Origin of the sequence: Streptomyces longisporoflavus (assembly GCF_014649775.1) — a bacterium.
GTDB lineage: Bacteria > Actinomycetota > Actinomycetes > Streptomycetales > Streptomycetaceae > Streptomyces > Streptomyces longisporoflavus.
The window spans coordinates 163,148-176,410 of the sequence record NZ_BMTR01000001.1; the positions used below are offsets into that span (position 1 = coordinate 163,148).

Sequence of the window (13,263 nt, forward strand, 5' to 3'; positions counted from 1 at the left end):
GGTGGATGTGTGGAGGAGGGAGCGGGAGGGGGCGGGGCTCAGGAGGGACTCGCCCGGAGCAGGCACGCGGAGGAGCGCCCGCTTCGCCGGCGGTTCGGCGTAGCTCGCCATGACCACGTCCGCGAGGACGTGTTCCGCGGCTGGACGGGGCGTCCTTCTGCCGGGTCCTGGCGGGGTCGGACGCGCTCGATCGGCCGCGTCGGATGCAGGGCACAGAGAGGGGTCCGCCGCGTGAAGAGGCTGTCTGGCGGGACGGCCCGAGCGATCTTGGACACGGGGTGAGAGTTTAGGTTAGGTATGCCTAACGATGTCAACTCGCCGTGAGGGCGGGGTGACCCGCGACAACTCGGCGCGCGACGCGCCGTTCCCGATGCGGCACATTGAAGAGAAATAAGGTAAGCCTTACCTAGTTCCCGGTGGACGGTTCCGCCGGTGAACGATCTATGGCCCTGCCTTCCAAGGAGTTACGAGTGCCGCTGACCGTGGCCCCGGACCTGGCGCCGACCGCCACCGCCCTGAGCCCAGCCGCCCTGCTCGCCACGACCTACCGGCGTCTGACCGCACACTGCGAGTCGCTCGACGTCACGGTGGCCGGTCCTGGTTCGAGTACCGGTCAAGGGTGGCTCTCCGGCGCCGAACTGACGGCACATCAACCCGCCCTGGAAGCGTTCGTCGCGGCGGAGGCCGACCGCATCCGTGCCGGTCACGACCACACTCCCCGCCCGGACGTCGCCGCGTCGCGCGCCCTGCACGGCTACCTCTGGTCGGTCTCGTTGCTGATGAGCGGCGCCTGGTACCTGGAGCGGCGCGTGCCGCGCATCCGCCCGCAGGACGTACGCGTCCACCTGGAGACCGGCGCCTTCGAGATCGTCCCCGGCTCCTTCGCCTGCTTCCCCGACGACCCCGCGGCCGGGCTCCCCGGCACGCGGGTCTTCCCCGACGAGGAGTCACTGCGCGCCGAACTGCGCGCGGCGGTCGTCGCGCACATGCGGCCACTGCTCACCGCCATCGGGCCCCGAGTGCGGCGCGGGCGACGGGTGTTGTGGGGCATGGCCGGGGACGATCTCGTCTCGGGCATCTGGTACCTGGGGCGCATGCTCGGCCAGGAGGACGAGGCGCTGCGGGCGGTGGACGCCCTCCTTCCGGGCCCCGTCGCGCCCTTCCCCGGCGGGGCCGCCTTCCGCCGTCTGACGACCAGCGACGGCGAGCGGCACCCGACCCGTACTCGTCTCGGCTGCTGCCTCTACTACACGATCCCGGCCGCCGAGGCCTGCGGCACCTGCCCGCGCGTCTGCGATGCCGAGCGGCTGCGCAGGCTGGAGGCGGACCTGGCGCCGGCTGATCTGCCGTCAGGGGCCGGGCAGTAATTCCATGACGGGGATTCCGGCGGGCGGGCCGGGTGGCGCACGTACCCCGGCCCGGATCTTCGCGGACGCCCCGGGTGAGCCGTCCGGCTTCTTCGAGCCGTTGGCCGATCACTCCATCGACGTACCGCGCATGGACGATTACGCCCGGGCCGTGGAGGGCGGCCCGGCCGCGGGTCCCGCCTGCGTCACTCCTGAGCGAGGGAGGCGCGGATCTCTTCGATGGCCGCGGTGATGTTCGCTTCGACGGCCGCCTTGTCGATTCCGAGCCCGGCGAGCGTGCCCGTGCCGCCCTCCGCCTCCAGGAGCGAGAGCAGGATGTGTTCGGTACCGACGTAGTTGTGACCGAGCCGGAGTGCCTCGCGGAAGGTGAGCTCCAAGACCTTCTTCCCGCCGGCGTTGTACGGAATGAGGTCGGGTACCTCGCCGACCGCGGGCGGCAGCACCTCGGTGACGCTCTCGCGGATCGCTTCGAGTGAAATGCCCTGCGCGACAAGGGCCTTCGCGGCGAGTGCGTCGGGTTCGGTCAGGAGGGCGAGCGTCAGATGGCCGGGGTCGATCTCGTCGTTGCCCGCCGCGCGGGCCTCTTCCTGCGAGGCCATGACCACGTTCTTCGCCCGGTCGGTGTACCGGCTGAAGCCCTGCCGGGGGTCGAGGTCCGACATCTCGCCGGGGTCCTTGGGGACGAACCGCTTCTGAGCCGCCTGCCGAGTGACCCCCATGCTCTTGCCGATCTCCGTCCACGAGGCGCCCGAGCGGCGCGCCTGGTCCACGAAGTGGCCGATCAGGTGGTCGGCGACGTCGCCGAGGTGATCGGCGGCGATCACGGCGTCGGAGAGCTGGTCGAGTGCTTCTTCGGGGTGGGCCTTCTTGATGGCCTGGATCAAGTCGTCAAGACGGATGGGGTGTGTGGGTTGCGTCATGTGTCAACGGTAGGTTGACACTCAGGATGCGTCAACCCCGAGTTGACACTCGGATCTCTGGTGGCCTGCGCCGCCTGCTTCGTGCCCTCGGCCCAGCGCACCGCGGGGCCCATCGCGAGAGCCGCCCCGAGGAAGATCCCGCCGAGCAGCAGCCAGCCGGGAACGCCCCACGTGACGAGCAGCGAGGTGAGCAGGAGCGGGCCGAAGGAGCGGGCGACGGGGACTCCGGTGCCGAAAAAGCCCTGGTACTGGCCCACTTGACGGTCGGGCGCCAGGTCGAAGCTGAGCTGCCAGGAACCCGCGGACTGCTGCATCTCGGCGATGACCTGGAGCACCGCCCCCGCAACCAGGACCAGCACCGTCACCCACACCCCGAGCCGCGCGGCCGAGAAGGCGAAGACCGCGCACGAGGCGAGCATGACGAAGCCGGAGTTCCGGACCGCCCGCGTGGCCGTGGGCAATCCGCTGACGCCACGGGCCATGCGGACCTGGAAGGCCATCACCGCGAGCGTGTTGAGGACGAAGAGCGCGGAGACCGACCAGCCCGGCGCGTTCGTCCGGTCCACCACCCACAGCGGTACGGCGAGGCTCAGCAGCGGCATCCGCAGCAGCAGGACCGCGTTGAGCGCGGTGACGACGGCGTACGGCCGGTCGCGGAGCACGGCCAGACGCGGCTCGCCCCTGCCGCGGGCCGCGAACGGTGCCACGGCGGGCAGCCGCAGCAGCACCAGGGCGCAGAGCAGGAAACTGGCCGCGTCCAGGGCGAAGACCGACAGGTAGGCCCAGCGCGTGTCGTGGTGCAGGGCGAGACCGCCGAGCGCGGCACCGACGGCAAGACCGGCATTGAGCGTGGATTGCAGGTGGGCAAGGACCCCGGTACGCGCCGCGGGCGCCACGAGGCCCGCGAGCAGCGCCTGCCGGGCCGCGGCAAGGCCGCACTGGGCGACGGCGTACAGGCAGACCGCGAGGAGGAACGGTACGAACGAGCGGATGAAGAGGAAGGAGGCGACCGAAGCGCTGGTGACCAGGGCGAGCAGGACCGCCGCGCCGCGCGGCCCCCTCCGGTCCGCCAGCGCGCCCAGTGGTGCGCCCGCCACGGAACCGATGGCCCAGGCGACCGTGAGCGCGAGCCCGATCTGGGTGGGGGAGAGGCCGACGACGCGGGTGAAGTACAGGGCCGAGGTGACGTAGTAGGCGCCGTCGCCCAGTGAGTTGCTCAGCTGGGCGACGGCGAGCACGCGCGGCGCACCGGCCCGCGGCAGTATGTCGATCGGCACAATGCTCCCTCATCGGGCGGCCGTTGGGCCGCTCCTTCGCAGATGAGGGGAGGCTAACGAGCTAGGCGGTCCCGCCCGTGGACCATTGACGGCTCGTGAGTGTGGGCCAATTCCCCGGCCGCCGAACCATGAAGACGTCGACCGGGTGTTCGCTCTCGACGGTGAAACCGTGGCGCGCGTACAGGCGTCGGGCCGGGCTGCCCCGCAGGACGTTCAGACGGACCACGGCGTCCTCGGCGTCGGTCCGCTCGAGGAGTTCACGCAGTACGGCCGAGCCGAGGCCCCTGCCCTGGAGAGCGGGGTCGAGGTAGAAGTGCTCGAGCCACTGCCCGTCCTCGGCCGGTCGCAGGGCGACGCAGCCCGCGAAGGCACCGTCGGCGACGATGACCTTGGTGTGACCCGGCGCGTACGCGTCCCGCAATCTCTGGAGCACCCGATGCTCGTCGAACCGGCCGAGCCGCTCCAGATCCGGACGCATCACGATCGCCCGCAACTCTGCGATCGTCTCCAGGTCGGCGGCGTCCGCGGCCCGCAGCGCCCATCCGGTCAGGGGCGCCGGGGCCTTGCGCGACTGCTTCGCATGCGTGGTCATGACCGAAGTATCCCCGCCTACCGCAGGGGCCTCGCCCACCAGGCCACCCCTAGCGCGACGACGCTGGGCCCCGCGCCCGTGCCCCCGCCGATGTGAAGCTGCTCCGATTGTCCGGCTTTTGTCACGGTGTCGTACGCCCACACAACTGATGTCCTCTCATGTCCCTCCGGCTGCTAAAAATACGGGCGGCACAGGGACGAGGACCGCCTTGTGCGAACGCGACGCACCATGTTGAAAGTTGGCCCCGCGTGGGCCGCAGGGGGAAAGGCAGCAGTCTGATGAACCGCACACGTATGACCACCGCGATCCTGGCCACGGCCGGGGCGCTCACCGCCACGCAGCTCGGCCTCGCCGGGTCCGCTTCCGCTGCGGACGCACCGAAGGCGCCCAAGGCGTCGGCCGCGTCGGCACAGAGCTCCGCCTGCCCGATCGACATCGTCTACACGTCCCGCTTCCGCATCGGCTCGGGCGGCTGGGTGACGGGCGACGGCCTCTACTTCGGCCTCAAGAACAAGAGCACCAAGACGTTCAAGAAGGTCACCTTCACCGTCAGCAACGTCAAGAACGTCCGCTTCGGCACGGCGAAGGCGAAGGGCGGCAAGGTCACGCACAAGACCTCGAAGACCGTCTCCGTCTACGACAAGAGCCTGAAGGGCAAGGCCAGCCTCGGCGTCAGGGTCGAATCGCGCCTGCTGAACACCAGGTCCTACAAGGTGAAGTTCAAGGTCCACGGCACCGGCTGGAACTGCGCCGTCAACCAGGGCACGTGGGGCGCCTGACCCTCGCGCCGTTGATGCCGCCGCGCTGATGCCACCGCGCCGCTGATGCCGCCGGGCCCGGATCCGTCCGGGCCCGGCGGCGCTTTTGTGGGGCTCCCTTCGCAGCCGGGGCCGCGCACCGCGCGTAACATCCGCCCCTAGGCTTTGCACCCGGGTCGGCACGAAGGCTGGCACGAGGCAGCACGAGGACTGGAGCGGTCGGATGGATGAGGCGACGCGGGTGCGGCTGGGTGCGGGGAAGTATCTGCTGGTCACCAGCTACCGCAAGAGCGGCACCCCGGTGCCGAGCCCCGTCTGGGTCGTCGAGGACGGGGCGGGGCTCGGCGTCTGGACGGCCGCGGACTCCTGGAAGGTCAAGCGGATCCGCAACCGCGCCGACGTCCTGATCGGCCCCTGCGACGTGCGCGGCAACCCGACCGGCGAGCAGCTTCCCGCCACCGCCGAGATCTGCGATCCGGAGACGACGGCGCGCTACCGCGCCCTCATCGCCCGCAAGTACGGCCTGGTCGGGCGTCTGACCCTGTTCGGCAGCAAGCTGCGGCGCGGCACGAGCGGGACGGTGGGCATCCGCATCACGGCGGCCGAGTGACGACCCGCGTCACGTCCTGCTCGGCTCCGCGGCCATCTCGTTGCGGAAGGCGATGACCCCTTCCCGTGCGCCCCGCAACCCGATGCGCGCGAAGTCCCGCTCAAGGTCGGCCAGTTCGGCCAGTGTCTCGCCGCGGTCGCGGCCCAGGCGGGCGCGCGACTTGGCGAGGCCGAGCCGGGACAGGGCCGCTCCTCGCGGCTCCCGCATATCGTTGAACTCCGCCAGGGCGACCGCGTACATCTCGCGTGCCGCCTCGTAACGCCCGTCCCGGTACAGGACGTTGCCGCGCATCTTGTGGTTGTAGGCGAGCGCGCTCGCCAGGTCCATCGCCCGGCAGATGACCTCCGCCTCCGAGAGCAGCGCCAGTGCCCGCTCCGTCTCGCCCCGCATCGAGAGCACGTCGGCGACCCCGCGCAGCGACCAGGCACGCCCCCGCGCGTCCTGTGCTTCGGTCGAGATCCGGACGCACTCCTCGAACAGCTCAAGGGCCTCGGTGTAGTCGCCGGTGTTGCGTCGCATCTGGGCGATGCCGGACATCGCCCACACCATGTGCCGCGCCTCGCCGTGCTCGCGGCCCTGTTCGAGCAGCTGCTCGTGGAGTGCGGCCACCGCCGCGTAGTCCCCCTGGATGCGCCCGGTCTCGGCGAGCCCGGCGAGTGCGTAGCCGTGCGCGAGCCGTTCCCCGCTGTCGGCGGCCATCTCCACTCCCCATGACAGGAGTCGCCGGGCGAGCCGCAGCTGTCCGCACTGGCGGGCGAGGGTACCGCCGCTCCACAGCGCCCAGGCCATGGCGCCCGCTTCCCCCGCGAGGCGTGCGTTGCGGTAGCTCTGGCGCCAGGCGGTGCCCGCGTCGTCCACCTCGCCGAGCCGCCGGTTGGCCTCGGCCAGGGCGAGCGCGGCCCGCGCCCTGTCCAGTGCGGTGTCCGCCTCGACAAGGGCGCGGCCCGCCGCCGTCCGCACCTCCTCGTAGGAGGAGTTCACCCCGAGTGCCGAGCCCAACGCGCCCTGGTATTCGGGCGCGAATGCCTTGCCGTGCATAGATCCATGACCTCTCGATCAACTCCGTACGCCGGTCTCCGTACGTTGATCAAGAAGTTACGAGCGGGGCGGGGTGCGGCGAATCCCTCCGCGTATGGGTCATGCCGTACGACTCAAGGGCTACGGGCGAGTCCATGGTCATCATCGGGATGTACGGGGAGGGAGAGCCGCCCGGCGGCTGTCAGCTGCCCTCGGGGGAGGGGGCTGCGACAGGCGCGGTGCCCGCGGTCGCCGCCTGGAGCGCCGAGATGCACGCGGCGATCGACTGCTGCAGATCCTCCAGGCGCCGCACCATGTCGTCCTCGTAGAAGTCGGTGTCGTCGGCGTCGTCGAAGGTCAGTTCCTCGAAGACCTTCGTCGCTTTCTGCAGGCTGCTGTAGAACTTCGCGCGCCGCTCCTGCACCCGCAGCTGCGGGTCGCTCTGGACGGTCTGGGCGACCAGGTCCTTCACGGTGTCGTACGCCTCGCGGGCCCACTCGCCGGAGTCCTCGCCCTCGTCCAGCTCGTCGATGAGGGACAGATGCCGCTCGGCCTCCTCCTTCAGCTCCGCGGGCGCCTCGATGAGTTGGCCCGCGGGTGTCTTGACCTGCCCCTTGTCGACGATCTGGCGTACGTAGTCGACGCGGTCGCCCGCCTTGGCCTCGGCCGCGACCGCCTTCTTGAGGTCGTCGGTCCTGACGATGTCCCGGACAAGCTCGGTGCGCAGCGCTGGGTCCTCGTCGAGCCGGTCCATCAGGGCGCGCCGCGCCGCCTCGGCGGTGCCGGGGTCGGCGAGGATCGCGGCCCGCAGCGCGGTGGGGTTCTCGGCTACCTCCAGGGCCTTGGTCGGACGGATGCCCTCGGCCTCGGCGGCCTCCGTGATCGCGGTGCCGCGCGGGGTGAGGGCGCTGGAGCGCGAGGCGTAGTACGTCAGCCAGACGTCGGAGTCGGGCAGCTCGATGTCCTCGCCGGGCGCCAGTGCCTCGAAATGGGGCACAAGACCGTCGTCGGCGGCCTTGTCCCACGCCTTGTAGTACCGCATGACGCGCTCGGCCGAGCAGCCTGCCAGCTCGCTGAACTCCTTCGCCGAGATCTTCGGCGTCTCGTCGGCCCCCTGCCCGCCGGGGCGCACGCTGCGCGCGACCATCAGGGCGAAGGTCCAGCCGCCGGTGCGGGCGTAGGCGCCGAAGTCGCGGGCGTCGCGGGCCACCGACTCGGGCACGCCGTCCGAGGTGACCGGCGAAGGCGTGCCGGGGACGGTCTCCGGGGCGGCGTCCGAGGTGGTCTCCGCGGCGGTGTCCGAAGCGGCGTCCGAAGCGGCGTCCGACGAGATCGCCGAGGGCGCGTCCGGCGTGGTGCCGTCGGACGAGTCGGCGGCTTCAGACGGCGCGATGGCAAGAGTCACGAAGGTTCTCCTGGATGGTGATGACAAGTATCTGAGAGCTGACTCGACACCTTATCTCTCCTATTAGGGCGATATGAGGGCGAGTTGTTCTGCGGTGAACAGGTGCCCCGCGGTGCGGAGGTGAAGCCTCCGGTGATCAAGGGCTTGATGTGGGGTCTACACATCCTGGCCACATCTCCTCCCCGAGGATGACACCGCGTGAGCGGCAGTACAGCGCCCGTGGGCCGAGAGTCCGGCTCTGAGTCTGACTCCCGGGACGGTCGGGCGCCGGACTATTGAAAGGAAATCTGCTGACCGCCCTGACGTGCGCTGATCGTGCCGCGGGGGGTGTCAACCTGCCTGCCGAAACCGACGGGAGCCCCTTCGCCGTGGCTACGTTCCTCTACAAACTGGGCCGCCTCGCCTTCCGGCGACGCCGCTATGTGGCACTGATGTGGGTGGTGCTGCTGGCCGGCGTCGGCTTCTCCGCGTCGGCTGCCCCCGCACCCCCCGAAGACTCCTTCTCCATGCCGGGGACGGAGTCCCAGAAGGCCTTCGACCTCCTCGACGAGAAGTTCCCGGCGGCCAGCGCCGAGGGCGCCACCGCCCGCGTCGTCATCCGCGCCCCCGAGGGCGAGAAGCTGACGGAGTCAGGACCCAAGGGCGACGTCGAGAAGCTGGTCAAGACCCTGGGCGCGGGCCCGCAGGTCAGCGAGGTCGCCGACCCCTTCAAGGCCAACGCCGTCAGCAAGGACGGCACCACCGCGTACGCGTCCGTCACGTACAAGGTCAACGCCCAGGAGCTCACCGACAAGGCGCGTGACGCGCTGACCAAGGCCACCGACGACACCCGCAAGACGGGTTACACCGTCGAGACCGGCGGCGACGCCGTCATGGCCGAGCAGGAGATGGGCGGCACCGCCGAACTCATCGGCATCGCGGTCTCCGCAGTCGTCCTGATCATCACCTTCGGCTCGATGGTCGCCGCGGGCATGCCGCTCCTGACCGCCATCATCGGCGTGGGCATCGGCGTCTCGGGCATCGCGGCGCTCGGCAGTCTCCTCGACCTGTCCGCCACGACCTCGACGCTCGCGATGATGATCGGCCTCGCCGTCGGCATCGACTACGCGCTGTTCATCGTCTCCCGCTACCGGGCGGAGATCGCCGACGGCCGCGAGCCGGAGGAGGCCGCGGGCCGGGCCACCGGCACCGCGGGATCCGCCGTGGTCTTCGCAGGACTCACCGTCATCGTCGCGCTCTCCGGCCTCGCGATCGTCAACATCCCGATCCTCACCAAGATGGGCCTGGCTGCGGCCGGCACGGTCGCGATAGCCGTGCTCATCGCCCTCACCATGATCCCCGCGCTGCTCGGCTTCGCGGGCAAGAAGGTGCTGCGCCGCAAGGACCGCAAGAAGCCCGCGAGCGAACTGCGGGACCCGAACGCCAAGCCGAAGCTCGGCACCCGCTGGGCACGCTTCGTGCTGCGCCGCCCGGTCCCGGTCCTGCTGCTCGCCGTGGTCGGCCTGGGCGTGGTCGCCGTACCGGCCACCAGCCTGGAGCTCGGCCTGCCCGACGAGGGCACGTCGGCGCCGGACACCACGCAGCGCAAGGCGTACGACATGCTGTCCGAGTCCTTCGGCGCCGGCTTCAACGGCCCGCTGATGGTCACGGTCGACACGGACAAGGACAAGGGCGCCGCCGCAGCGGCCGGTACCGTCGGCAAGGAGATCGCCAAGATCGACGGCGTCGCCGCGGTCACTCCGGCGAACGGCAACAAGTCCGACGACACCGCGATCTTCAACGTCGTACCGGAGACCGGTCCCAGCGACCACAAGACCGAGGGCGTCGTCAAGGAGATCCGCTCCACCGTCGACGGGCTCGGGGACAACACGAACTCCGAGGTCCTGGTCACCGGCGCGACCGCCATGACCATCGACTTCTCGCAGACCCTGGACGACGCGCTCCTGCCCTACCTGGGCCTCGTCGTCGGCCTGGCCTTCCTGCTTCTGATGCTGGTCTTCCGCTCGGTCCTCGTGCCGCTCAAGGCGGCGCTCGGCTTCCTCCTGTCGGTGGCCGCCGCACTCGGCGCCGTCGTCGCGGTCTTCCAGTGGGGCTGGCTCGCGGACATCGTCGGCGTGGACCAGCCCGGCCCGATCATGAGCATGATGCCGATCTTCATGATCGGCGTGGTCTTCGGTCTCGCCATGGACTACGAGGTGTTCCTCGTGACGCGCATGCGTGAGGCGTACGTCCACGGGGCGCGCGCCGGGGAGGCCGTCGTCACCGGCTTCACGCACGGCGGACGGGTCGTCGCGGCCGCGGCGGTCATCATGATCAGCGTCTTCTCCGGCTTCATCATGGAGAACGACGACATGATCAAGATGATGGGCTTCGGCCTGGCCGTCGCCGTCCTCTTCGACGCCTTCGTGGTCCGCATGGCGATCGTCCCTGCCGTGCTCGCACTGCTGGGCAACAAGGCGTGGTGGCTGCCGAAGTGGCTGGACCGTGCGCTGCCGAACGTCGACGTGGAGGGCGAGAAGCTGCACAAGCAGCTCGGCGACTTCCCGACGGCACGCCAGGACGACCCGGACCAGGACCAGGACCGGGAGCTGGAGACCGTACGGGGCTGACCGTACGGGGCTGGCCGTACGCGGCTCAGCTCCTGACGCTCCGTAAGGCATGAACCGATCAGCCCGGTGACCGACCACGGTCACCGGGCTGACGCCTGTCCGGGGCGACGTCCCGGCTGCTGACCGGCGTGGCTCAGCGGTCCGCGAAGACCATCCAGACCTGGCCGGGCGCGAACGGCATCGGCCGGCCGTCGGCGAGCGTGAAGGTCGTGCCGCCCTCGGCGCTCGACCGCTTCCAGCGCGTTTTGTACGCCTTGCCGTCCCGCAGCACGGTCGCCCGGCCGCTGCCGACCGTCTTGATGTACGGGGTCGCCGCGCCGTTGACGTCCTTGTAGCGCGACGGGGGCATGGACACGTGCTGGATCACCACGGTCCGCGCCCCGAGCCGGGCCCCCGAGGCGCCGCGGGCCGGGGCCCCGTCGAAGGAGGCGAGCCAGCGGCGTTCACCGGGCGACCAGCGGAAGGTGTGGCTGGCCGAGGAGTAGCGGACGGTCCGCGCCGTGGTGCTGGTGCCGCCGGCCGGCGCCGGGCCGAAGCGGAAGCCGATGTCGGCGGCGCGGGAGGCCTTGGGGGCCGTGCGCAGCGCGGACTTGGGGCGGACGAAGAGATCGTGCGGGGCGGGTCGGCCGCCGCCGCGGAAGTAGGCGCGGGGGAAGCTGCCGAACGGGCGCGCGTAGAGCGGCGCTTCCCTGAGCTCCTTCTTGAGCGAGCTGCGCACCCCCGAGTAGGCGAGGGCCGGGCGTCCGAACTGGCGCAGCAACTCGATGTCGGACTCCCGTGCGCTGCGCACCGGTCCGACGGCCCCGGGGAGGCGGCCCGAGTACACCCCCATCAGGCGGCTCATGCCGCCCTCGACCTTCTCCACGTAGACGATGTCCGCCTGTGCGAGGCCGTGGTGCGGACGCGCCTTGGGCGCGTTGTCGAACTTCACCGCGAGCACCGGCCCCTTGCGTGCCGCGAGGCCGGTGAAGGGTGACCGGTCGCGGGGCGGGGCGGTGATGTCCGCCGGTGCTTTCTCGTGCGTGGCGCCCACGGTGAGCGCGCCCACGGCGAGTGTGGCAAGGAGTGTCGTGCCGATGCGGGTGCGGCGCCGGGATCCGCTCCCTGATCCGGCGGGACCCAGACGAGCGGCCCTAACTGTCATCGCGGTTTCTCCGTTCGTCCCCGGAGATGCGGTTCCGGGGCCGGTCGTTCCTGGCAGTGGCAGCCGCAGTCCTTCCTCCGGGGCGCCGGCCGTGAACCCGCCATAGGGCCATCCAGCCGCCAGGACTCACCACGGCGGCGTACGCGCCGGACCCTCCCGCGGGCCCGGCGCGCACGCCGTGGTCGTCAGGCGGTGTGCAGGGTGAGGCCATACCGGTTGAGGATCTCGTTGATCGGCTGGTACCAGGTCTGGCCGCCGCTGCCGCAGTTGCCCCAGCCGCCGGAGGTGACGCCCTGGGCCTGGTCGCCGCTGATGAACGAGCCGCCGGAGTCGCCGCCTTCGGCGCAGACGCTGGTCTTGGTCATCTGGTGGACGGCGCCCTGGCTGTAGTTCACGGTCTCGTTCTTGGCGAGGACGTTGCCGCAGTGCCAGTGCGTGGTGGAGCCGGAGCGGCAGATCGAGGCGCCGATCGGTGCCTCGTTCGAGCCGCGGACGAGCTGGTCGGAGACGGTGCCCCAGCCGAGGACCACCGGGACGGTCCACCAGCCGTTGCCCACGCTGACCCAGGCGTAGTCGTTGTCGGGGAACGAGGAGCCACGGAAGTTGCCGATGGTCGAGTTGTCCCAACCGCGCACCGAGGCGCCCGTCTGCCCGCAGTGGCCCGCGGTGACGAATCCGCCGTGCACCGAGAAGCCGATGGAACAGCGGACGTTGCCGGTGTAGTAGGGGTCGCCGCCCACGGTCCCGGCGGCGAAGGTGCTCGGTGCCGAGCCGACCGTCTCGACCTGGACGGGGCCCGCCTTCCGGGCTCGGTCGACGAAGCGTCGGACATCGTTGTCGTTCTTCTGGGCGGCGACGACGTTCACCACGACCTTGTTGCTGCGCGGCGCCACGTGCCAGCTGCTGACGCCCTCGGGCGCGGACAGGTCGTCGATGCGCGCCTTGGCGGCGTTCAGTTCCTTCTCGCTGTGGCGGACCACGCGCACGGTGGCGCCGGTCGCGCGCAGGGCCTCGGTCTTGTGCGCACTGGTGGTGGCGACGGTGAGTTTGCCGCTCTTCGCGTCGTACCAGGAGCCGGCGTACGTCGATCCGGCGGTCCGCTGCGCCGCGCGGTCGACGCGTATCGCGCTCTTCTCGGAGGCGAGGCGCTCGCGCGCTTGGCCCTCGGTGAGGCCGAAGTCGTTCTGCATGGCGGTGAGCATGCCCGCTGAGGCCGGGGCGGGTGCGGGTGCGGGGGCGGCGGGCGCGGGGGCGGCGCCGGCGGTGGAGGTGAGGGAGGCGCTTGCCCAGGTGCCGACCAGGAGCATCGAGGAGAAGGCGATGCGGACTCCGGTTCTGCGTCTCATGGCGGTGCCCTTTCTGTCGTTCCATCGGGGTGGGGAGGAACAGGGGGGGAACAGGGGGGAAAGGAGGGAAAAGGGTGGAACGGGGATGAATGGGGATGAACAGGGTGATGAGAGCGCTCTCACGATGAGTTCAGGCGGAGCATAAGAGCGGCCTGGCAGTCATGTCCATACCAACTAAGCGCCATCGGGCGGCAATTGGTGTCGGAAAGTTGCCGCTC

General features: G+C 70.7%; 11 protein-coding genes. 4 read left to right on the forward strand and 7 right to left on the reverse strand.

The features are described from left to right. Positions 1 to 476: 476 nt before the first annotated feature. On the forward strand, positions 477 to 1,367 hold the full coding sequence (locus tag IE226_RS00820; RefSeq protein WP_229870407.1) for a (2Fe-2S)-binding protein: 891 nt from the start codon (positions 477 to 479) through the stop codon (positions 1,365 to 1,367). A 185-nt stretch (positions 1,368 to 1,552) separates the two neighbouring features. On the opposite strand, the gene IE226_RS00825 is transcribed toward IE226_RS00820, so the two are convergent. The 3 genes from IE226_RS00825 to IE226_RS00835 all read right to left on the reverse strand — a co-directional run bounded on the left by IE226_RS00825 (position 1,553) and on the right by IE226_RS00835 (position 4,156). After that, on the reverse strand, positions 1,553 to 2,287 hold the full coding sequence (locus tag IE226_RS00825) for a Clp protease N-terminal domain-containing protein (protein WP_190078954.1): 735 nt from the start codon (positions 2,285 to 2,287) through the stop codon (positions 1,553 to 1,555). Further along, positions 2,284 to 3,564 carry an MFS transporter gene (locus IE226_RS00830; protein WP_190078955.1) on the reverse strand — a complete coding sequence of 427 codons (1,281 nt, stop codon included), beginning with the start codon at positions 3,562 to 3,564 and terminating at the stop codon, positions 2,284 to 2,286. The genes IE226_RS00825 and IE226_RS00830 overlap by 4 nt, the downstream gene beginning before the upstream one ends. A 61-nt stretch (positions 3,565 to 3,625) precedes the next feature. Beyond that, a complete protein-coding gene (locus tag IE226_RS00835; protein WP_190078956.1) occupies positions 3,626 to 4,156 on the reverse strand; it encodes a GNAT family N-acetyltransferase in 531 nt (176 codons plus the stop codon). Between the two features lie 278 nt (positions 4,157 to 4,434). On the opposite strand from IE226_RS00835, the gene IE226_RS00840 reads away from it, so the two are divergent. After that, entirely contained in the window at positions 4,435 to 4,935 is a 501-nt protein-coding gene (locus IE226_RS00840) for a hypothetical protein (protein ID WP_190078957.1), read from the forward strand. A gap of 202 nt (positions 4,936 to 5,137) precedes the next feature. After that, on the forward strand, positions 5,138 to 5,524 hold the full coding sequence (locus IE226_RS00845; RefSeq protein ID WP_190078958.1) for a PPOX class F420-dependent oxidoreductase: 387 nt from the start codon (positions 5,138 to 5,140) through the stop codon (positions 5,522 to 5,524). A gap of 9 nt (positions 5,525 to 5,533) precedes the next feature. Here the strand turns inward: IE226_RS00845 and IE226_RS00850 are convergent, their stop codons facing one another. Then, positions 5,534 to 6,562: a tetratricopeptide repeat protein gene (locus IE226_RS00850; protein WP_190078959.1), complete on the reverse strand. Its 1,029-nt coding sequence runs from the start codon at positions 6,560 to 6,562 to the stop codon at positions 5,534 to 5,536. Positions 6,563 to 6,743: 181 nt separating this feature from the next. Beyond that, positions 6,744 to 7,946, reverse strand: a complete 1,203-nt coding sequence (locus IE226_RS00855) for a hypothetical protein (protein WP_190078960.1) — start codon at positions 7,944 to 7,946, stop codon at positions 6,744 to 6,746. A 368-nt stretch (positions 7,947 to 8,314) separates the two neighbouring features. Between IE226_RS00855 and IE226_RS00860 the strand changes: the two genes are divergently transcribed. After that, positions 8,315 to 10,555: an MMPL family transporter gene (locus IE226_RS00860; RefSeq protein WP_190078961.1), complete on the forward strand. Its 2,241-nt coding sequence runs from the start codon at positions 8,315 to 8,317 to the stop codon at positions 10,553 to 10,555. 133 nt (positions 10,556 to 10,688) lie between these two features. Here the strand turns inward: IE226_RS00860 and IE226_RS00865 are convergent, their stop codons facing one another. Then, the gene (locus IE226_RS00865; protein WP_190078962.1) at positions 10,689 to 11,699 is read right to left on the reverse strand and encodes a DUF3048 domain-containing protein; all 1,011 of its coding nucleotides are present in this window, start codon (positions 11,697 to 11,699) and stop codon (positions 10,689 to 10,691) included. A 185-nt stretch (positions 11,700 to 11,884) separates the two neighbouring features. Continuing rightward, on the reverse strand, positions 11,885 to 13,045 hold the full coding sequence (locus IE226_RS00870; protein ID WP_190078963.1) for a S1 family peptidase: 1,161 nt from the start codon (positions 13,043 to 13,045) through the stop codon (positions 11,885 to 11,887). Positions 13,046 to 13,263: the final 218 nt, after the last annotated feature.